Source organism: Mesorhizobium sp. NBSH29, assembly GCF_015500055.1.
GTDB lineage: Bacteria > Pseudomonadota > Alphaproteobacteria > Rhizobiales > Rhizobiaceae > Neomesorhizobium.
On the sequence record NZ_CP045492.1, the window covers coordinates 3,046,582 to 3,067,687 of the forward strand.

The 21,106-nt window shown below is 58.7% G+C and carries 18 protein-coding genes; 7 read left to right on the top strand and 11 right to left on the bottom strand.

Annotated elements, in window-relative coordinates; genetic code table 11:
• Positions 1–145 precede the first annotated feature (145 nt).
• The 4 genes from GA830_RS15185 (at position 146) to GA830_RS15200 (ending at position 3,970) form a co-directional block, all read left to right on the top strand.
• Positions 146–658, top strand: coding sequence for a SixA phosphatase family protein (locus tag GA830_RS15185; protein WP_195162633.1), 513 nt, complete (start codon positions 146–148; stop codon positions 656–658).
• Positions 659–745: 87 nt separating this feature from the next.
• Positions 746–2,254, top strand: coding sequence for a YcjX family protein (locus tag GA830_RS15190; protein ID WP_195162634.1), 1,509 nt, complete (start codon positions 746–748; stop codon positions 2,252–2,254).
• On the top strand, positions 2,251–3,321 hold the full coding sequence (locus tag GA830_RS15195; protein ID WP_195162635.1) for a YcjF family protein: 1,071 nt from the start codon (positions 2,251–2,253) through the stop codon (positions 3,319–3,321). Before GA830_RS15190 ends, GA830_RS15195 begins: the two co-directional genes overlap by 4 nt.
• A 109-nt stretch (positions 3,322–3,430) precedes the next feature.
• Positions 3,431–3,970, top strand: a complete 540-nt coding sequence (locus GA830_RS15200; protein ID WP_195162636.1) for a hypothetical protein — start codon at positions 3,431–3,433, stop codon at positions 3,968–3,970.
• 7 nt (positions 3,971–3,977) lie between these two features.
• Here the strand turns inward: GA830_RS15200 and folK are convergent, their stop codons facing one another.
• The gene (folK, locus tag GA830_RS15205; RefSeq protein ID WP_374939277.1) at positions 3,978–4,487 is read right to left on the bottom strand and encodes a 2-amino-4-hydroxy-6-hydroxymethyldihydropteridine diphosphokinase; all 510 of its coding nucleotides are present in this window, start codon (positions 4,485–4,487) and stop codon (positions 3,978–3,980) included.
• 59 nt (positions 4,488–4,546) lie between these two features.
• Positions 4,547–5,392 carry a dihydropteroate synthase gene (folP, locus tag GA830_RS15210; protein ID WP_195162637.1) on the bottom strand — a complete coding sequence of 282 codons (846 nt, stop codon included), beginning with the start codon at positions 5,390–5,392 and terminating at the stop codon, positions 4,547–4,549.
• 226 nt (positions 5,393–5,618) lie between these two features.
• Between folP and GA830_RS15215 the strand changes: the two genes are divergently transcribed.
• Complete coding sequence (locus tag GA830_RS15215) at positions 5,619–6,251, top strand: DUF922 domain-containing Zn-dependent protease (protein ID WP_195162638.1); 633 nt, start codon at positions 5,619–5,621, stop codon at positions 6,249–6,251.
• Positions 6,252–6,260: 9 nt separating this feature from the next.
• On the opposite strand, the gene GA830_RS15220 is transcribed toward GA830_RS15215, so the two are convergent.
• From GA830_RS15220 to GA830_RS15230, 3 genes are all read right to left on the bottom strand, one after another.
• On the bottom strand, positions 6,261–7,283 hold the full coding sequence (locus GA830_RS15220) for an NAD(P)/FAD-dependent oxidoreductase (RefSeq protein WP_195162639.1): 1,023 nt from the start codon (positions 7,281–7,283) through the stop codon (positions 6,261–6,263).
• A 114-nt stretch (positions 7,284–7,397) separates the two neighbouring features.
• Complete coding sequence (locus GA830_RS15225; RefSeq protein ID WP_195162640.1) at positions 7,398–7,718, bottom strand: 2Fe-2S iron-sulfur cluster-binding protein; 321 nt, start codon at positions 7,716–7,718, stop codon at positions 7,398–7,400.
• An 86-nt stretch (positions 7,719–7,804) separates the two neighbouring features.
• A complete protein-coding gene (locus GA830_RS15230; protein ID WP_195162641.1) occupies positions 7,805–8,179 on the bottom strand; it encodes an Hpt domain-containing protein in 375 nt (124 codons plus the stop codon).
• Between the two features lie 293 nt (positions 8,180–8,472).
• Here GA830_RS15230 and GA830_RS15235 point away from each other — a divergent pair, with 293 nt between their 5' ends.
• Positions 8,473–13,488 carry a hypothetical protein gene (locus GA830_RS15235; RefSeq protein WP_195162642.1) on the top strand — a complete coding sequence of 1,672 codons (5,016 nt, stop codon included), beginning with the start codon at positions 8,473–8,475 and terminating at the stop codon, positions 13,486–13,488.
• 78 nt (positions 13,489–13,566) lie between these two features.
• Here the strand turns inward: GA830_RS15235 and GA830_RS15240 are convergent, their stop codons facing one another.
• From GA830_RS15240 to GA830_RS15255, 4 genes are all read right to left on the bottom strand, one after another.
• Positions 13,567–14,130 carry an ABC-type transport auxiliary lipoprotein family protein gene (locus GA830_RS15240; protein WP_308460451.1) on the bottom strand — a complete coding sequence of 188 codons (564 nt, stop codon included), beginning with the start codon at positions 14,128–14,130 and terminating at the stop codon, positions 13,567–13,569.
• Positions 14,131–14,264: 134 nt separating this feature from the next.
• Entirely contained in the window at positions 14,265–15,638 is a 1,374-nt protein-coding gene (locus GA830_RS15245; protein ID WP_195162644.1) for an MlaD family protein, read from the bottom strand.
• A 5-nt stretch (positions 15,639–15,643) separates the two neighbouring features.
• A complete protein-coding gene (locus GA830_RS15250; RefSeq protein WP_195162645.1) occupies positions 15,644–16,465 on the bottom strand; it encodes an ABC transporter ATP-binding protein in 822 nt (273 codons plus the stop codon).
• 8 nt (positions 16,466–16,473) lie between these two features.
• Entirely contained in the window at positions 16,474–17,646 is a 1,173-nt protein-coding gene (locus GA830_RS15255) for an MlaE family ABC transporter permease (protein ID WP_195162646.1), read from the bottom strand.
• 76 nt (positions 17,647–17,722) lie between these two features.
• On the opposite strand from GA830_RS15255, the gene dgcA reads away from it, so the two are divergent.
• Positions 17,723–18,709, top strand: coding sequence for an N-acetyl-D-Glu racemase DgcA (gene dgcA, locus GA830_RS15260; RefSeq protein ID WP_195162647.1), 987 nt, complete (start codon positions 17,723–17,725; stop codon positions 18,707–18,709).
• On the opposite strand, the gene GA830_RS15265 is transcribed toward dgcA, so the two are convergent.
• Positions 18,680–19,894 carry an MFS transporter gene (locus GA830_RS15265; protein WP_195162648.1) on the bottom strand — a complete coding sequence of 405 codons (1,215 nt, stop codon included), beginning with the start codon at positions 19,892–19,894 and terminating at the stop codon, positions 18,680–18,682. The genes dgcA and GA830_RS15265 overlap by 30 nt on opposite strands.
• A 375-nt stretch (positions 19,895–20,269) precedes the next feature.
• Entirely contained in the window at positions 20,270–21,097 is an 828-nt protein-coding gene (locus GA830_RS15270) for a UDP-2,3-diacylglucosamine diphosphatase (RefSeq protein WP_195162649.1), read from the bottom strand.
• Positions 21,098–21,106 lie beyond the last annotated feature (9 nt).

Genomic DNA, 21,106 nt, shown 5'->3' on the forward strand with positions numbered 1-21,106 from the left:
AGTGACGTTAAACGTGTAGGCAGCTGTGCGGAAAATCAACCGATCAGAGGGTTTCTGTGCGATCGACACACGGTCAAGGCTGTATTGCGGGATCGTCCCACGCGCTTTACACAAAACCGTGTGCAGGACCTACTAGGCGGTGATCATGGCGAGACTTTTACTACTCAGACACGCCCGAGCCGGCTGGGCAGCGCCAGGCATGCGCGATTTTGACCGGCCTCTGGATGCAGCCGGGGCGGCTGACGCAGTGGCGACCGGCGCAGCCATGCGAATGGCAGGCTATACGCCAGACGTTATTTTGTGTTCGGCCGCTGTGCGGGCCCGCGACACATTGCACGGGCTGTTGACCCATTCGGCCATTGATCGCCGCCGCGTTTCCTACTTGGAGGCGCTCTATAGCGAGGATGCTCAGGGTTATCTCTCTCTGGTCAACGATTATGGCGGCGAGCATTCGAGCCTCATGCTGGTCGGGCATAACCCGATGATGGAAGATCTCGGCATGGCGCTGACCGGCGACGGCGAAGAGAGTGCGCGCGCATCCATCCTGAGAGGCTTTCCCACCGCTGGGCTGGCGGTGTTCCGCTTTGACACCACGCTCACAGATGCCGCTCCGGGCAAGGGGTACCTGGAGGCGTTTCTAACACCTGCGGATTACTAGGCCGGTGGACAGTGCTCCACTTTATCCCCGCAGCACGATCGCGCTGTATAGTCTTGTGCGCCTCCGTCATTTCCAATGCCGGCGTCGATGCCTATATCGGGGTCACCGATACCCATTCGGAGTATTTCAGATTTGGCAACACTCACGAGCTACACCGACGAGGCGCTGATTGCGCTGGATACACTGGCCGGCCGCGCCACCGGACTGATGTCTCCCTCGCTTCGACTGGGTGTCACCGGGCTGTCGCGCGCAGGCAAAACCGTGTTCATTTCGTCGCTGGTGCACAATCTGGTTCATGGTGGGCGGCTTCCGCTTTTCGAGGCGCAAAAATCCGGACGCATCGCCCGCGCGTTTCTGGAGGAGCAGCCCGACGATGCAGTGCCGCGCTTCCAGTACGAGGATCACATTTCTGCACTTCTGGAGAGCCGGCTATGGCCAGATTCCACCCGCGCCATTTCCGAACTGCGCCTGACAATCGAATATGAAAGCGCCTCCGGCTGGAGCCGTTTGTTTTCACGAGGAAAACTGTCGCTCGATATTGTTGACTATCCCGGCGAATGGCTACTTGACCTGCCGCTCCTGGGCAAATCTTACACGACATTTTCGGCAGAAGCGTTCGAGATGGCCGTTCATGATGTGCGCGCCGATCTCTCTCAGCCCTGGCGCGACCTGTCGGCAACGGTCGATGCCACCGCCCCGGCTGACGAAATGATGGCACGCGCGCTTGCTGAGAGCTTTGCAACCTATCTGAAAGCCTGCAAGGATGACCAGCGCGCGCTTTCAACGCTTCCGCCCGGTCGCTTCCTGATGCCGGGAGACCTTGAAGGGTCACCGGCTCTGACCTTTGCACCCCTCCCGGGTCTCGGTGAAGGCCGTACGAAACCCGGCTCGCTTCACGCCATGATGGAGCGCCGCTACGAAGCTTACAAAACCCACGTGATCAAGCCCTTCTTTCGCGAACACATCGCCCGGCTCGACCGACAGATCGTACTGATCGATGCCATGCAGGCGCTAAACGCTGGTCCGGGCGCAGTGGCCGATCTGGAACGCGCCGTGATGGAAATTCTTGCCTGTTTTCGACCCGGACGCGGGAGTTTTCTCACGGACCTTTTTGCCCGCCGCATCGACCGTATCCTCATTGCGGCAACAAAAGCGGATCACCTGCACCACGAAAGCCATGACAGGCTGCAGGCGATTGTACGAAGACTGGCCGACCGGGCCGTGGATCGGGCCAGCTTTTCGGGCGCGAAGGTAGATGTTCTTGCCATGGCAGCGATCCGTGCCACGCGCGAAGGCACCGTCAAGCAGGGCCGAGAGACGCTACCAGTGATCATTGGCACGCCGCTTGCTGGCGAGACGATTGGAGGCGAGAAATTCGACGGTGAAACCGAGACTGCGGTCTTCCCAGGCGATCTTCCTAAAAACATCAACGCGCTGTTTGATCAGGATGGCGAACCGAGCACCGATAGAGCGCTGCGTTTCGTACGCTTTCGCCCTCCCAGGCTGGAGAAAACCGCTGAGGGCCTGACACTCTCCTTGCCCCATATCCGGCTAGATCGCGCGCTTCAGTTCCTGATCGGAGATCATCTCGCATGAGCCAGGACCGAAAACCCGCGGCCTTCCGTCTGCCGACCGAACTCCACCCGGCAAAAGTCTCGGCAGACACTGAGTTGCAGCGCAAGCCGCGCGCGTTAAAACCCATCGTCACTATGGACGTGATCGACATCTTCGACGAGCCGGACCTCGCAGTTGCTGTGCCGCCGCCTGCTTTGCCAACAAAAATGCATCGTTCGCGGCTGGCCGCATTGTTCTTTGGTGCCCTTGGGGTGCTGGTTTCACTGGCGCTAGGACTGTGGACGGACAGGCTGATCCGGGACCTTTTCAGTCGGGCTGACTGGCTGGGTTGGCTGGCGGTGGTTGCGGCAGCTTTGGCAGTCGCTGCATTACTGGTTCTCCTGCTGCGCGAAATTCTTGCCTTGTCGCGGCTAGCATCGGTGGAGCGCCTGCGTGAGCGCGGCGCAGGGGTGCTGGCCAGCGATGACCCGAAAGCAGCGCGCGCGCTGGTCGATGATCTGAGCAGCTTTCTTGCTGCCAAGCCCGAGACCGCCGCCGGCCGACGCGCCATGGCCGACCTTGGCGGTGACATCATCGACGGCGCCAACCTGGTGCGCCTCGCGGAGGTGGAACTTCTCTCCGCCCTTGATGCCCGCGCCAAACAATTGGTTCTCGACGCTGCCAAGCGCGTTTCGCTCGTCACCGCCGTCAGCCCGCGCGCGCTTGTAGATGTCGGCTATGTCATGTTCGAAGCGGGGCGGCTGATCCGCCGTCTGTCGGAGCTTTATGGTGGAAGGCCGGGTACTCTGGGTTTCTTCCGTCTGGCGCGCAGTGTGCTGGCACATCTGGCTGTCACCGGATCCATCGCGATGGGCGACAGCATAGTCCAGCAAATTGTAGGCCACGGGCTGGCGGCAAAGCTCTCTGCAAAACTCGGCGAAGGCATCGTCAATGGCATGATGACGGCACGCATCGGGCTGGCTGCCATGGAAGCGGCGAGACCCCTACCCTTCGCCTCCGTAAAGCGCCCCGGCATTGGTGATTTCCTGTCTGCACTCACCACATTTGCGACCGCACGCCAGACCGACGACCGCAGGAAACACAGTTAGGGCTTCACCGGTTCTGGAAAGCAACTCACCCTGCGATAGACGAAGCATTAACCATTCTTCGCCATGGTCTATACGTTGGTTTCCAGTCTCCGTTGCCGGGTGTTCCTTGATGAAATGCGCATTGCTATTCGCCTTCCTGCCGCTTCTGGCACTCTCGGCACCCGTCACGTCGGCAATCGCTGCCGACGAAAGTGACAAGACGTTCTTTCACTCGGTGGAAGGCGAATGGGCCGGACCAGGAGAGATCATCGCCGGCAAATACAAAGGCACCAAATTCAACTGCACTTTTACCGGCGCCACGCCGGCCGCCAAGGCTGGCATGTCACTCGACGGAGCCTGCCGCGTGGGCGTGTTCACACAAAAGATGAGCGCGAGCATCGAACGGGCGGGGCGCACCTACAAGGGCAAATTTATGGACGGCGCTGCCGGCAAGGGGCTGGACGTGATCGCCGGTAATGTAGACGGCGACAAGGTTATTTTGTCGCTCAACCGCGCGCAGCTGAAAGGCGCCATGCTTGCGCGACTGCCCGACAACAATACATTGAATGTTACCATCTCGGTACGCGTCGGCAAACAGATGGTGCCGGTGATCGGCATGGGCCTCAAGCGGATTGACAGCACTGCCGTAGGGTCTATCGCAAAAAAATAGACGGCTCCTACCGTCGCCACCAGTCCGGATCTGGCAACCTGTCGATGCCAGAAACATCCAGTCCGGCAACATGCGCGCGGATGGACTTCCCCGAAAGCTCGAAATCAGGCGCAATTTCGGCCAGTGGCACCATCACAAAAGCACGGTCGAGCATGCGCGGATGTGGAATTTCCAGACCATCCTCGTGCAGCGTACGGTCCCCATACACCAAAATATCCATATCAATGAGACGCGGCCCCCAACGCTCGGCACGAACTCGTTTCAGCCGCCGTTCCGCGCGGAGGCATCGTTCGAGCAGTGCGCGCGGAGCATGCTCGGTCGCGAGTTCGGCTGTTGCGTTGAGAAAATCAGGCTGGTCAATCTTCCCCCAGGGCGGCGTGCGATAGAGCGACGATACCGCGACGACCCGAACTTTGGGATCTGAAACGAGCATAGCAAGCGCTGTGGCCATTGCTTCGGCGGGGTCACCGAGATTTCCACCAAGGCTGAGAAATACCCTTTCCGTTCTAGAGCTCAAGATCGCACCGCGCCCAACGTTTTTCCGCCGACCGGTAAAAACAAATATATTTCAAACCTCTAATAGGCATTCTTCGCTTCCCCTGAGAATTTCAGCATAGCATCAGCCACCGCCAGCGCATCCACGTTCATGGCAACATTATGGACCCGAAAAAGCACCGCACCCTGGAGCCGCAGAAAATGACTGGTAGCTGCGGTTCCTGCATCACGGCCGCCGGCATCACGCCCTGTGAGCTCGCCGATCATCCGTTTACGAGACGTCCCGACCATAAACGGGTGACCAAGCGGCAAAAGCTCTGAAAATCGCGCCATCAGCGCTATATTTTCCGCGCCGTCCTTAGCAAATCCGAACCCCGGATCCAGCACTATCTGATTTTTCGCGACACCAGCATTCGCCGCGATCTCCAAAGATTGCCGCAAAAACAGAAATTGGTCTTCGATGATATCGGCAAGCTTTTGCCGGTCGCGCCCGGTATGCATGATGCAAAGTCCCGCACCGGTTTCCGCGGCCACGCGCGCAATTGCTGCATCGCCCCCCAGGCCGCTGATATCGTTCACTATATGAGCCCCTGCGGCGACCGCCAACGCAGCTGTTTCCGCGCGATATGTATCGACCGAGATGATCACTCTGCCGAGCACTGCCAGCGCTCTGATCACTGGCAGGATACGTGCCTGCTCTTCAACGGCAGTAATCGGCAGAGCACCGGGGCGAGTTGATTCGCCACCGACGTCGATGATGGCTGCGCCTTCGTCCATCATCTGCAAAGCACGCGCGACTGCGTCGTCCGCCTTTACGAACTGTCCCCCATCGGAAAAGCTGTCAGGCGTTACGTTCAGGATGCCCATCACTGACGCCTTCTCGTCAACCTCCAGATGGCGGCCATGCGCCAGATGCCAGCGTTTCATTGCAGAATTCTCCCCACATCGCGCGCTGTCATGCCGTCCAATCGCCTAGACATCAAGACTATGGACTCGGCAGAGGGTGCAATCTGAAACTTGCATGACAGAATCATACACGCATGGCGCGATCTCAAAATGTGCAAGCTTTGCGGTATTTTACAAGCGTTACGTGGTTTTAATTGTGGGGCGAGAGGTGGTAGTGCATGGTCCCGGAAACTGAGGCTCAATCCTGATGCTACCACGTGTTGCCTACGCTGTTTGTCTGACTGCTCTGTTGTGCGCATCGATTCCGGCGGGCGCCGCAAGCCTTAATAAGACTTACAGCTACTTTTCGATTGGCGGCAATACGCTAGCTGAAATCGAAAAGGAGCTGAGCCGTCACGGGCCGCATGTGCAGAGCACTGGCAACCGGCATCCAGGCGCTACGCAGGTCGAATTTACCACGCGGCTCGGCTATTCCGACAGCGGCAAACACTGCACCATAGTCAAGGCGTCTGTCAGCGTGAAGGCCAAGGTTATCCTGCCCCGCTGGCGTCAGCGCAGCCGTTCCGACGGCGAGACGCGACTGATCTGGGACACCCTATCTGCTGACATCAAGCGCCACGAGGAAAGCCACATCGTGATCGCCAAGAACCATGCCCGGATGCTGGAAGACGCACTGAAGGGTATATACCGCCAGAAGAGCTGCGAACAAGCGGCCGCCAAGGCCAAGACGATCTCCGAAAAGGTGCTGGCGGCGCATGACCGGGCGCAGGAGCAATTCGACAAAGTCGAAGGCATCAACTTTGAGAGCCGCATCGTGCGTCTGCTGCGTTACCGCATGGAGCGCATCGAAACGGCCAAGGCGAAAGCCAACGGCGGCTGATTCAGATGGTTAGGTCACTCCCAGCTTCTTTTGCAGGCTCGTTGACGAGGTAGTGTACTGGAACACGATCCGTTCGCCCGGGCTGGCGATGCGCTTTGCCGCCTGCGCCATCAATGCGACCTCATGAAAACCCGACAGGATCAGCTTTAGCTTGCCGGGATACCAGTTGATGTCCCCCACGGCGAAAACACCGGGCACCGATGTTTCAAATTTTTCTGTATCCACCGGTATAAGATTTTCATGGAGGTTTAGCCCCCATTCCGAAATCGGCCCAAGCTTCATGGTGAGCCCGAAGAAGGGCAGCATGCGCGTACACGGAATTTCGACATCGCCATCCGGTCCCTTGATGACCGCCGACGACAACTGCGCGCCTTCGCCTTTCAGCTCGGTCACTTGTCCTACCTGAAAGTCGAGATGCTTCATTTCCTGCATGGCATACATTTTGTTGACGCTATCGGGTGCCGCGCGGAAGTCGGCACGGCGATGCACCAGCGTCACGCTCTTGGCGATCGGCTGCAAGTTGAGCGTCCAGTCAAGCGCCGAATCGCCCCCGCCAACAATCAGCAGGTCATGGCCACGGAACTCTTCCATCCGGCGCACCGAATAGAACACGCTCTCGCCCTCAAAGGCTTCAATTCCCGGGATCGGCGGACGCTTCGGCTGAAAGGATCCGCCGCCAGCGGCAATCACCACGATTTTCGCCTCAAACACTTCATTTTCATCGGTGGTGACGCGAAATGACCCGTCTTCCAGCTTTTCCATACCCGAAACCATGCGGTTGAAGGTGAATTGCGGGTTGAACGGCGCAATTTGTTCCATCAACTGGTCGACCAGCCCTTGCGCTGAAATCTTTGGCCAGGCGGGAATGTCATAGATCGGCTTTTCTGGATAAAGCTCGGCGCATTGCCCGCCCGGCCGGTCGAGAATATCGATCAGATGGCACTTCATGTCGAATAGACCGAGTTCGAACACGGCAAAAAGGCCAACCGGCCCTGCCCCGATGATGATGACGTCAGTTTTGGTGATGCTCATGCGTATAACCCGGCAGAAAGTGGCTCCCGGCGCTGAGTGTTTCAGAACGCCAGCTACAAGGCCAGCAGGCCAACGCGCAAAAGCGGTTGTCCATCATATGTCAGGCGAGGAAAATTAGCCCTGCCGCTCGGGAATCTGAACCACCAACCCGTCAAGTTCATCGCGCACCTTGATTTGGCACGACAGGCGGGATGTCGGCCGCACGTCAAAGGCGAAGTCGAGCATGTCCTCTTCCATCACCTGTGGTTGGCCGACAATGGCGGCAAACGCCTCGTCGACATAGACATGGCAGGTCGCGCAGGCGCAGGCGCCTCCGCATTCGGCCTCAATGCCAGGTACGGCGTTACGGATCGCGTTTTCCATCACCGTCGAGCCATTTTCTGCCTCAACGTCGAATTTCGTACCGTCAAAAGCAATGTAAGTGATTTTGGTCATGCGGTAGTCCCGGTGCCCGAAAAGTCACCCGCACATAATGGGTCCGCCGCGCATGTCAACAGCAGCACATGCGCAGTTCCGGTCATCTATCGGTTGATGGCTGCGACAAAATCGCGAACTTCGTCGATCAGGGCTCCCAACCGGTTGAGCGCGGCTTTATTGCCCGGATCGGCTTCAATGGAAGAGGCGCATTCTGCCACCGCGCCAGCGCCAATCGAACGAGCTGAGCCTTTGAGCGCATGCGCAAGTTTAAACCGCTCATCACGTGAAGCCTGAAGAATCCGATCTCGTACGCTGAGCGCCTGACTGACAAACAGCGTCAGTACTTCCTGCTCCAGCGCCCGATCGCCCATGGTCTGGTGGGCCAGATGATGCATGTCGATTGGTCTCACCCGCGCGGCACCACATGATTCGCCCCCGGGTTTGTCCAACACCGGCGCGATCTTATCGAGCGTTGCCATTTTTGAGCCGGCTCCTAAAAATCAGTGCCCATTTTCGATCAAAATAGGCCTATCCTGTGGATAACGGGTTAATGCGGAACTGCTAAAGAGAGCGCGGAAAACGGCCACAAAAAGGCCTTCAGGTAACCTGCATATTAACCCTATGTTTAAACTTTTATACATGTGGAGACATCGCAGTTCCCTTTGCCGGGGTGTGCCACTACGATACGATGAGACCATATTAAGCCAAGCGCGCGGTCGCAGAGGAACCAGTTTTGGTGCGGCAGCGTCTTTTTGTACAGGGTAACGGCGGCATGGCTAGAAAACCGAATACGACACAGAGTCTCGACAATGATGTCGCCCGCGAGCTTGAGGAAGCGCTTGATTTTGATTTGACGGGTGGCGATCTTGATATCGCCGCCTCGATCGAAGATCTAGAAACACAGATTTCCGAGGCAGCCAGCCAACTCGCGCAGGAAAGCCGCAATGGCGCCGGCAAAGCTGCGGCGGCATATTCCTCCGCGCCTGAAAAGATTGCCAGATCCGAGCCCAAACCGGAGGCACGCAAGCCTGCAGAAAAGCCAACCCTAGCGCCCGCTACACCTGTTCCGCCGGCAGGCAAGGGCAACAAACCGGAAGCCAATGGCAATCGCCCGCAATCATTTGCGCCTGCTAACGATGACCGCCAGAGTGAAAAAGATTTTCGCGCGGCCCTGAATGGCCTCAACCGCCGCTCATCCTCCGCTATTTATTGGATGGTGGCGCTTTTGACGCTAGCCTGGGTCGCCGGCGGCGCGCTGACGGCGCATCTGCTGTTCGGTCCAGAAGTATGGCAGATCCGCACTACCCAGGCATTCGTCGCGCGGCCTTACCTCATCGTACTTGGAATCGCCACGCTGGTTCCGATTGTCGTGTTTTGGGCGTTTGCAGTGATGATGCGCCGCGCGCAGGAAATGCGTATGGCAGCGCGCTCGATGACCGAGCTTGCCTTGCGCTTTGCCGAACCTGAATCCATGGCGCAGGACCGCGTCATGATGGTGGGACAAGCGGTACGCCGCGAAGTGGCAGCCATGGGCGAAGGCATCGAACGTACTCTGGCCCGTGCTGTCGAGTTGGAAACGCTCGTCCACACCGAAGTGAACGAACTGGAGCGTGCCTACTCGCAAAACGAATCTCGCATCCGCAACCTCGTCGACGGGTTGGGCAGTGAGCGCGATGCGCTGATCACACATGCCGAGCGCGTCCGCTCATCCATTTCCGGCGCGCACGAAACCCTGCGAGACGAACTTGGCGGCGCTACTGACATGATTCGCGACAGCATTCTCGCTGCCTCGACCAAACTTTCGATGACCATTACTGATTCCGGCGGCACGCTGATCGACCGCATTAATGAAAGCGGCATGTCGATTTATGATTCCATTGATGGTCGCATGGATGCGATTTCCAACCGCATCACCACATCGGGCGAAGCCTTTGCCAGCCTGCTTGACACCCGTATTGCAACACTGACGCAGAGCACAGACGATGTAACGCGCTCGCTGTCGCAGATGCTGGACGAGCGTGCCACTGGCATGGTTTCACTTTTGGGCAGCGCTACGGAGACATTGAACACCGAGCTGCAGTCGCGCCTTCACAACATTGAGCAAACGCTCGCCGAACGAGGCCAAGCCCTTATTGGCGAATTCCAGACTCGGGCCGAGGCACTGGATACCGGCACGGAAAAGCTTAATTCTGCACTTGAGGCACGCGCCCGCCAGATCAATGAAACCCTGGTCGAGCGCACACGCGAAATCGCCAACACCTTTACTAACAGCAAGCAGAACCTTGCCGAGATGATCGACATCGGCAAGGCGCAGATCGGCGCCGACATGGCCGATATCGTCATGTCGACGTCGAAGATGCTGGAAAGTCGCGCTTCCGATTTCGCCAGCCGGCTTGAAGCCAGCCGCGGCATTCTGGGCGAAGCTATCAATGCGGATATCAAAAAGCTTTCCGACACCCGCGCGGGCATTGACCTTGCTGTCGAGGATCAGGCGCAAAAGCTTGCCGAAGCGCGCGAGCGCATGGCAGCTGCCCTTCACGAGGACCTCGAAAAGTTTGCTGATGGACGTGCCGAGATCGACCTTGCAATCGGCTCACACCTGCAAAAACTGTCCGAAGGCCGCACCATTCTGTCACGCGCCCTGGACAGCGATCTTCATAAGATTACCGAGCAGCGCGCAACGATCGATGCCGAGCTTGGTGGCCAGTTGGAGCGTCTCGATGCAGGCCGTGCGAAGCTGTCCGAGACACTGGCCAGCGACATGCAGAAGGTGAGTCAGGCGCGCGCACACGTTGACGAAACCATCAACTCTCATGTTGGAAAACTTGCAGAGGGGCGCAATCTCCTGTCTCGCGCGCTTGAGGCTGACCTGCAAAAGCTTCAGGAAAGCCGCGCCGGCATCGATAACATCGTTGCTGGACAAGTTACAAAACTCGCTGAAGGCCGCGATATCCTTTCCCGCGCGCTCGAAGCCGATCTGGAAAAACTCAATGACAGCCGGTCGATTATCGACGGTGTCGTGATCTCGCATGTCCAGACGCTGACAGAGCGTCGCGAAGACATTTCCGGTGCCCTGGCAATGGATATCGAAAAGATCGAGGATGCCTTCCGCCGCCAGACTGGCGTCATTGAGGAACGCACCTCGACAATGGAAACCGCGCTTGCTGCCGGCATTGAGAATGTGCGCGGCGTACTGGAACGCTCGGCAGGAGCAGTAGCTGGCGCGTTGCGCGAAAAAGTTCTTGGCATCACCGCCACGCTGGGAGAGGAAGCCAACAAGGCGCTTGAAACTGTCGATGAACGCATTGCCCGCCGCGCTGAACTGAGTGGCGAAACACTGGCCGCTCGTGCAGCCGAAATCGCCAAAACATTCGACGAGGCCGACGAGCGCCTCGCCGCACGTGCCATGGATTCCGCTGGTTCACTGATCGGTCGCGTTACCGATGTCACCCGCACCTTCGAGCAGGCAGACCAGCGCCTGGCGTCGCGTGTTGACGAGACAGCGGCTACGCTAACCGCTCGGATCGATGAGACTGGTGTCTCCCTTGCTGCGCGCGCAGTCGAGATCGCCAGAACGTTTGAGGAGGCCGACAGCCGTATCGTTGCCCGCGCTGAGGAGACTGCTTCTGCACTGACGTCACGCGCCGCTGATATCGTCAACGTATTCGACGAGAGCGAACAGCGCATCATCGCCCGTACCCATCAGGCCTCGGTCGAGCTCGGCTCGCGCGTTGATGCCATTGCCAAGACCTTTGAGGAGGCCGACAGCCGTATCGTCGCCCGCGCCGAGGAAACGGCCTCCGCACTGACGGCACGTGCAGCCGACATCGTCAACGTGTTCGACGAGAGCGAACAGCGCATCATCGCCCGAACCCATCAAACCTCGGTCGAGCTCGGCTCGCGCGTTGATGCCATCGCCGGAACTTTTTCGGCTGCCGACGAAAAGCTTGCAGCAGGTGTCGAGCAGATCGCCGCGCGCATCTCCGGTCATGCAGATGTCGTCGAAGGCCGCCTTGCGGCAAGCGCCGAAGCGATGGGTCAGAAACTGCACGAGCATGTCACCGAAAGCGAACAGCAGTTGGTTCAGCGCGCAAATGTGATAGCCGAGACTTTTGCAGCTGTCGGCCAGCACATCAGCCAGCGCACCAATGAAGCTGCGCGCTCGATCGGCGAAAACACCCGTGAGCTGAATGAGATGCTCGCCAGCCGCTCAACGGAAATATCGCGCATTCTCGACGAAACTGCCAAGCCGCTCGTCGCCCGTTTCGCCGAGAGCGGTGGCGAATTGCAGCGCAGCCTGGAGGACGCGACCCTACAGGCGACCGAACGGCTGCGATCCGAGAACGCCGCCTTGGTCAACGCTTTGGCCAGCCGCACAGCCGAGACCCTTACAGCAGTCGAGGGCGCCAAATCGAACCTTGCCGAAAGCGTCAACGGCCTGATCGACCGACTGTCGCTTTCCAACGCTCAGCTTGCCCAGCTCATCGAGACGGCGTCTGAAAACCTGATCGGTGTCGACGAGCGTCTGACCTCAACCACGCAAAGCTTCGCCAAGACCACTGAGAAGGCAGCACAGACCTTTGCAAGCTCTGCCCGTCTGATCGACATCAACGCGACACGCCTTACCGACCTTTCATCTCACACATTAAAGGATGTAGCAGCGATTGCCGGTCGCTTCGAAGAACATTCCAACCTTCTCTCAAGCGCGTCCGAACTGCTCGGCGCGGCGCAATCGGGCCTCGCTTCAACGCTCGATGGGCGTCAACACGCGCTGGAAGATCTGGCTGTCGGTCTGGTCAAGAAGTCGGAAGACATTGAGGCGATGATGCGCTCCTTCGAGGACATCATTGGACGCTCACTGGAGACCGCCGAGGGTCGTACCCGCAAATCCACCGACCAGATCCGCACGTCGATCTCGGAAGTAGTGGAAGCGGCTACGCAGCGCTTTGCCACTGCCACCGACGAGATGCGCCGCACGGCCGGCTCCATCCGCGAGGAACTGGAGCAGACCCGCGCCGAACTGAAGCGCGGCGTGCTCGACATGCCGCTTGAGGCGAAGGAATCGACCACGGCGATTCGCCGCGCCGTTTCCGAGCAAATAAACGCGCTGAAAGAGCTTTCGGAGATAGTGGCTCGGTCGGGACGTACCGTCGATGTTTCGGAGGCGCGCCCAGCATCGCGACCAGCGCCTGCACCCCAGCCGCGCGCGCCAGAGCCGGCCCGGCATCCGGCCCAATCGACGGCAGTTCAGGAACGCCGCCCAGCGGCGCCTGCACTTCGTGCCCAGACTGCACCAGTGCCGGCACCGGCACCCGCGCGTGCCACCAACCAGCAACACCCTGTCGGCTGGGTGAGCGATCTTTTAAGCAACGCCTCCCGCGACGACCGCGACGGCCGCCCTGTGGACGCGCCCCGCCCAACCGCTGCTCCGCGGTCACCACTCCATGTCGTGGAATCGCTGAACTCGCTGTCGGTCGACATTGCTCGGGCCATTGACCACGAAGCCTCGGTGGAATTGTGGGCTCGCTATCGCCGCGGCGAACGCGATGTCTTCACGCGTCGCCTCTATACGCTCAAGGGCCAGCAGACCTTCGATGAAATCCGCCGCAAATACCAGGAAGACGCCGAGTTCCGTTCGGCAGTGGACCGCTATTGTGAGGACTTTGACCGCCTCTTGAAGGACGTGACACAAGGCGACCGCGACAACATCATGTCGCAAACCTACCTCACATCCGACACCGGCAAGGTCTATACCATGCTCGCCCACGCCAGCGGCCGGCTGCGGTAGACGAAACATCTGAACAACGAAAAGGGGGCTCGCATTTGCGAGCCCCCCTTTTTTATTGCATCTCGACTGCAGCCAAACTCACATCACTGAAACCGACCAGCTCACGATCGCGTCGGCAGCTTCGCCGAACGCGGAATCGAGCGCTCGAACATAAGCTTCATTGCCTGTCCCGCCACCAACAGCCGCCGTCGCGGTAAACGTTTTGGAGGCCTTCACCTGTCCGTTGCGGTCGTTGAGTATCTTGACGAACAGTTCCACTTCGGCGCGATTGCCGCCCGCGACATCGATCTGGAATGCACGAATTTCGGCGATCACCTGATAATCGATGGCCAGCCCCTGCCCGGGCGTCCCGACGCCGCTGAAGCTGCCCGAGCGCTGGAACGCCTCGCCTAACCGCGCCTGCACGACCTTTGGCAGCCGGTCGGCCCATTGCGCACCTTTGAGATACTGGATTGATCCGGCGCTGGGCTGGATCACGATATTTTGCCCGTCGAGCGATTTCAGCGCCAGTGGCTCGGCAATCAGCACCTGCGTGCCGGCGCGGCTGCGACCCGTTGAAGGAGCCGGTGCGGAAAGATCGTAGGTATCCAGCGGTGCAGGACCACCGCCGGGCAACGCCGCACAGCCGGCAAGCGCCAACAAGGCCAGCCCCCCTGCCAACAACCTGTTGGTGCGGCGCCTATCCGAATTCCTCTCGCGATGCAAAGCGTTCAGCCCCCCGGAGCCTTCTTGTTTCTGTTTTGCCATAAATCTCTTGCGGCTCGTGGTGGATGAAGTCAACGCCGTGCCCGCCCGTCATACTGGCGCACTTCGCCTTCGCCGCCACTCAGTATCTTCTGCGGGTTGCGGCTGAGATCGGTAACAGCTTCCTCAATGCGCGTGATCGAACGGCGGCTGTCGCGCGCTAAAGCTTCAATCTCACCGAGCCCTTGCGTCGAAAACTTCGCAAAGCCATCGGTTATGACGCCAAGCCGCCCATTCAAGGTATCGGCTACCTGCTTGAACGATTTCAGAGTGCGGCTTGCATCCGCCATCAGACCTTCCGTCTGGCCAGACCCAAGCAGATTGTCGACCTTAACCAAAATACCATCGACCCGCACCGAAGCCTGGTTCAGGCGCTGGGCCAATTGTTTGGCATCCCCCACCATCTGGTCGATATCGTCGGCGCGTTTGCCGAATTTTTCGGTGACCTTTGCGACATCGCTGGCAGCGCGGTTGGCTGTTTCACTGGCTTTGGCGATATTGGCCAAAGCAATACGCACATCTTCCGGGTTAACCGCACCGACCACACTGTCGACCTTGGCAAGAGAATCCGTGGCCTTCTTCGAAAGCGCATCCACTGATTGCAGGGTCGCATCGGCTGATGCCATGATCCGGGTTATTTCATCGCTGCTGTCACTGAGGCTTTTGGTAAAAGTTTCAACATTGCCAACAATGGTGGCTACCTTTTCTCTGTCGACCGACTTGAGCAGTCCTTCTGCCGCCTCCAGCGTACCGTCCAGCTTGCCCGAAACACCGGCGAGTTCCTCCGAAAGCGATGTCACGCTCGTCAGGAAAGTGTCGATACCATCGGCATTTTTCGCCAAAGCGTCAGAAAATTTCTGCGCATTCATAGCAGTCTGAGTCAGCGGCCCGCGGGCATCACCAACAAATCCTTCGAGCTGATTCAACACATTGTCGGCGCGTTTGAAAATATCCTGCGCCGTCTGCAATAGATTGGTCACCGCAGACGGGTTGGCAGTGATTTCCGCAACGGTGCCATTTTCCTGCGCTTCGGCCAGAATGTTCGGCCCCTTGGAATCCGTTCCCTTCAGCTCAATATTCGCCTGTCCCGTGAGACCGGCCAAACCAATATCAGCCTGTGTGGATCGCGTAATTGGCGTATACCGGTCCACCACTGTATCGGCGATGGCAACGGTCGGATTGTCGACATCAATAAAGACGCGGCGCACATCACCGACCTTGACGCCGTTGAACGAAACCGCACTTCCACGGCTAAGGCCGGAAGCAGAGCCTGGAATGCGCACGCGCAGTTCGACCGACTCCCCTCGATCACCAATTGCCGCGGTCCAGTACACAAAGGCAAAGGCAGCCAGAATGGCAGCCAGAGTAAAAATACCGACGATAACGTAGTTAGCTCTGGTTTCCATGCGTCCTAGTTTCTCGCAGACATATCGAGCTGCCGTGCGCGCTTGCCGCGGAAGTAGGATTTAACCCACGGTTCCTCGCTGGCAAGCATGTCTTGAACTGTCCCTTCAACGAGCACCTTTTTATTTCCGAGTACGGCAATCCTGTCACACACCGAAAATAGGCTGTCGAGATCATGGGTCACCATATAGACGGTGAGCCCCATCGTGTCGCGCAGCTTGGCGACAAGCTCGTCGAAATCAGCTGCGCCAATGGGATCAAGTCCTGAAGTGGGCTCATCCAGAAACACAATGTCTGGGTCCAGCGCCAACGCGCGGGCAAGTGCTGCGCGCTTGATCATACCGCCGGAAAGCTCAGAGGGAAATTTGAGGGCTGCGTCGCGCGGAAGGCCTACCAGTTCGATCTTGAGCAATGCCAGTTCATCCATCAGCTTCTTGGGAAGGTCCAGATATTCGCGCATCGGCACCTGAACGTTCTCCTGCACCGTCAACGACGAGAACAACGCACCGTGCTGGAACAGCACTCCAAGCCGCATATCGATGCGCATGCGTTCCAGATCGTTGGCCTTATCGACATCGATCCCAAACAGCTGGATGGTACCGCCGCGCTTCCTGTTGAGCCCCAAAATAGTTCGCAGCAATACTGACTTGCCGGCACCCGACGCCCCCACAAACCCAAGAATTTCGCCCCGATAGATATCAAGCGACAGATTGTCGAGCACTACTTTGTCGTCAAAAGCCACGGTTATATCACGTGCCGAAAGAACGATTTCGTTATCGCCCTCGGCGCCACTCGGCAGCTCGTTTTGCTGTGCTTGGTAGTTGTCCATCCGGCGCCCTAAAAATTGATCGTTGCGTAGAAGATCGCGAACATGCCATCGACGATAATCACCACGAAAATTGATTTCACCACTGAAGATGTGACGTGCAGGCCGAGCGACTCTGCACTGCCGCCCACCTTCATGCCTTCCACCGAGCCGATGATTCCTATGATAATGGCCATAAACGGCGCTTTGATGAGCCCCGCCAGAATCGTCGACAGATCGATGGAGGACCGCATGCGATCAATAAACGCCTCTGGTGGAATGCCCGAATAGACCCACGTCACCGCAATAGCCCCGCCGATTGCGGCAAAGTTTGCTGCAATCGTCAGGCATGGCAATGCGATGACCAGCGCCACCAAGCGCGGAAACACCAGCACGCCAACCGGGTTTAGCCCGATGACTGTTAGCGCATCGACCTCCTCACGCATTTTCATAGAGCCGATTTCCGCTGTGATGGCACTGCCGGAGCGCCCAGCTATCATAATGGCGGTCAACAGCACGCCCATCTCGCGTAGCACCAGGATGCCAACAAGATCGACGACAAATATTTCTGCCCCGAAATAGCGAAGCTGAAAGGCGCCCTGCTGCGCGACGATTGCCCCGACAATCGCGGCCATCAGCACCACCACCGGGATGGCACCAACACCCATACGGTCGATCTGCGACACTATCGCCGCGATATTGACCCCATGTCCACGTCCGAGCTTCATCTGGGCGCCTCGAATGGTCGACCCTAAAATGTACATCGAAGCAACGAAGTCATCGCGCGCGGCGTAAACTGCACGGCCAAGCGCTTCCATCACGCGCACTAGAAAACTTCGATGCGCAGGCGGTTCCGGCGCTTGCTTGCCGCGCGTGGCATCGCCGACCGCCCCGAGAAGCACACTTGCCGCCTTGCTTTCGCCCGTGAGAGTAATTTCCCTACCGTCGAAAGAAATCAGCCGCTCAATCAACCAGGCGCCGGCGGTGTCCATCTTGCCAATGCCTGAAATGTCGAGGGAAATGGGTCGGCTATCGGCTCGGGCTTCGAGTTCCCGCATAGGACCATCAACGAGGTGCACGCCGCGCGTGGTCCAGTTGCCCGAAAGTGTACAGGCAAGTCCGTGCTCGGTCTCCATGACCTCGACACGGGGAACATTGGCGGCATCCTGCGCGCGATCCGGCTCAGCCTTGACGGTGTTTGGCATGCAAAACTCTTACCCTGTCGGCCCATGTCTGTCACTTTGCACCGACACATCAGGCTGATTCCAGGGATGGATATATATGGCGCGTGACATTTCCGTCGAGGCCGAGCGATTTCCCATTGCCGGAACCTTCACCATTTCCCGCGGTTCCAAGACCGAGGCGGAGGTTATTACCTGTCAGATCCGCGACCGCGACGCGATCGGGCGCGGTGAATGCGTGCCCTACAAACGCTATGGCGAAACGATGGAAAGCGTCGAGGCCGAGATAAGGGCCGCCTCGCAGGACATTGCCCACGGCATCGACAGGCAGGAGCTTTTGGGGATCATGGCTGCCGGCGCTGCACGCAACGCTGTCGATTGCGCGCTTTGGGACCTTGAAGCAAAGCTTTCTGGCCGCAGGGTTTTTGAAACGGTCTGCACCGGCCAGCCTAAGCCGCTGACGACTGCCTTCACGCTGTCGCTTGGAACACCTGAGACGATGGCAGAACAGGCGCGCGCCAATGCGCAGCGCCCCCTGCTGAAAGTTAAAATCGGGGGAGGCGATGGCGATATCGATCGCATCCGCGCTGTCGTCGAAGCCGCACCGCAAAGCCGTATCATTCTAGACGCCAATGAGGGTTGGACCGACGCTAACGTGGAAGCAAACCTCGCGGCCGCTGCAGCCCTCGGCGTAGCGCTTGTCGAACAGCCCCTGCCCGCCGGCGCAGACATGATCCTTCGACGCATTGTGCGCGCGGTTCCGGTCTGCGCCGATGAGAGCGTGCACACCGCTGACGGGCTCGCAGCCCTTGCCGATCTCTATGACGTGATAAACATCAAACTCGACAAGGCCGGCGGCCTTACCGCCGCGCTGGAACTGCGCGACCGGGCACGCGAGCTGGGTTTTGGAGTTATGGTAGGTTGCATGGTGGGAACCTCGCTGGCCATGGCACCCGCCATCTTGCTGGCCCAAGGCGCCGATTTCGTAGACCTCGACGGGCCATTGCTTCTGGCGCGCGACCGCGTGCCGGGACTGGTCTACGAGGGATCGCTCGTGTCAGCGCCAGAGACCGCGCTGTGGGGCTGAACGCCGCGCCATGATGGCGAGGCCAAGTCCAAGGGCAGCCACCACCGCCATCCCATAAAAGCCGTCGGAGCCTACAGCTTCATAAAGCGGGCCCGAAAGCAGCGTGATGACCGCCAGCCCAACACCGCTGGCGAAAAAATTGACGCCCTGGGCTGCACCCGTGCGTTGCTCCGACACGGTTTCGGCGATCATCTTTTGCATGCTGAGCAGGATAAGGCCTGTGGTCAGCGCGTGCAGTGCCTGAACGGCGAAAAACCCGGCGATCCCGGCCCCCATTGGCCACACAAGCGGAAAGGCAACCCAACGCAGGATCGCCGCAACTGCTGCCAGGATCAGCGTGGTGGTAGCCGGAACCGGCCCAAACAGCCGCGTAAATACCATGAAGATGCCGACTTCCGCCGCTACCGAAAATGCCCACAGTATGCCCACCATGGAATCAGAAATACCAAGCGATTTCCAATAGATGGAAACAAATGCGTAGAGAAAGGCATGGCTTGCAACCGTCAACCCTGCACTTGCAACGAAATAGAGGAAGTAGGGCTGCATCAGCGAAGGCGCGACATCTGGAAGTTCAGCCGGCGACAGCGGCGAAGCCTGGCGCGGCGGCCCCAGTCGGGGTGCTAGAAACGATGCAGCAAGTCCGCCTGCAAGTCCCAGCGAGATCAACACCGGCACGATACTCTCGCTTGTGTGAGAGAGGATCAACCCGCCGCCAAAATTACCGAGCAGAAACGCAACCGATCCCCAGATCCGCATGCGCGAATAATCCGATCCGAAACGCCGTACCCCCGACAACGCCAGCGAATCGCCGATTGGCGACTGCGGCGTCCACACTATTGCCAACGCCAGCGACACGCCCAGCACGACGCCGTAGCTGACCGGCAGGAAATAACCCGTAGACAACGCCAACGCGCCAGCACAAAGCCCGATCAGAACATCGGCGCGGTCGCCTGCCTTATCGGCCAGCGCGCAGATGATGGGCGTGGTGATGACCCGGAGAAACATCGGTGCCGCAAGCACCACAGCGATCTGCCCTGCGCTCAGGCCTCCAGCTTCCAGCCAAAGCGGAAAATACGGCAGGTAGACGCCCTGCGAAATGAATACCGCAAAGAATATGAGCGCCAACCGCCCTTCAAACAGGTGCGGCTTGACGCGTTGGGTGGCGGTAAGCGGAGGAAGTGACATTTTTGCGGGCCGGAAAGCGTGCGAACAGTGACACTCGTTATCACGCCGACCTGAATTGCGAAACCAGTTGGCCAGAAATCCGACTTTGTCACAGACCAGCGCGCAAACCTGCACCATTGGAAGCGGGCCAGGTCGTCCTGGGTTGCGCCGGCTTTGCGCGTGTCTGGTTTCTCGTCAGCCAAATAGGTGCGGCAGGTACGGCACCCACCGATGACTCAAGGCGTACGCTCAGACCGGTGCGTGCGCCCGTTGAACCAAGCACGGACGATCCCAGCACGCCGAGCCGCGATACCGCATGCCGCGACGCCGGTTCTGCCTCACGCCGAAAAATGGCGGTACTGGCGCTAGTTCTGGTCAAAGCCTTCTGCATGAATTTCAAGCCGCTTTGGCAGCTGCGCTGTCGAGGATCACGGGCACGAAGCGCCCATCAGGGGTAACGGCAACCGGATTCTCCAGCACCTGAGCCCAGCTCAAAATCTCCATAGTCCCGTCAAAATGCTCCACCACAGCTGTGCAGCTTTCCACCCAATCACCGGTGTTGATGTAGTCGATGCCATCGATCTTCTCGATGGCCGCATGATGAATATGCCCGCAGATAACACCGTCAACATGGCTCCGGCGCGCTTCCTCCGCGACGATATCCTGGAAATGGCTAATAAAATTCACCGCTTGCTTCACCTTGATCTTGGCCCAGGAAGAAAACGACCAGTACGGCATTCCAAACAGCCGCCGGAAGCGCGCAACAATGCGGTTGACGACGATGGCGAAATCATAGGCCTTGTCGCCGAGATAGGCGAGCCAGCGCACATTATGAACGATGGAATCGAACTGGTCGCCATGGATAACGAGGAAGCGGCGACCATCTGCACTCTCGTGGATCGCCCTGTCGGCAACCACGATGCCGCCGAAATGGGTACCTTGGAAGTTGCGCAAAAACTCGTCATGATTGCCAGCGATATACGTGATCTTTGTCCCTTTGCGCGCCTGCCGCAGCAGCTTTTGGACAACGTCATTATGTGATTGCGGCCAGTGCCATGACCGGCGTAAGCGCCAACCATCAACAATGTCGCCCACCAGATAGATGGTCTCGGCCTCGTGATAGCGCAGAAAGTCGATCAGGAATTCCGCCTTGGCCGGCTTCGAGCCCAAGTGGATGTCCGAAATGAACAACGTCCGGAAATTCTTTGTCTTCTCGCCGGGCATTAAAGATTT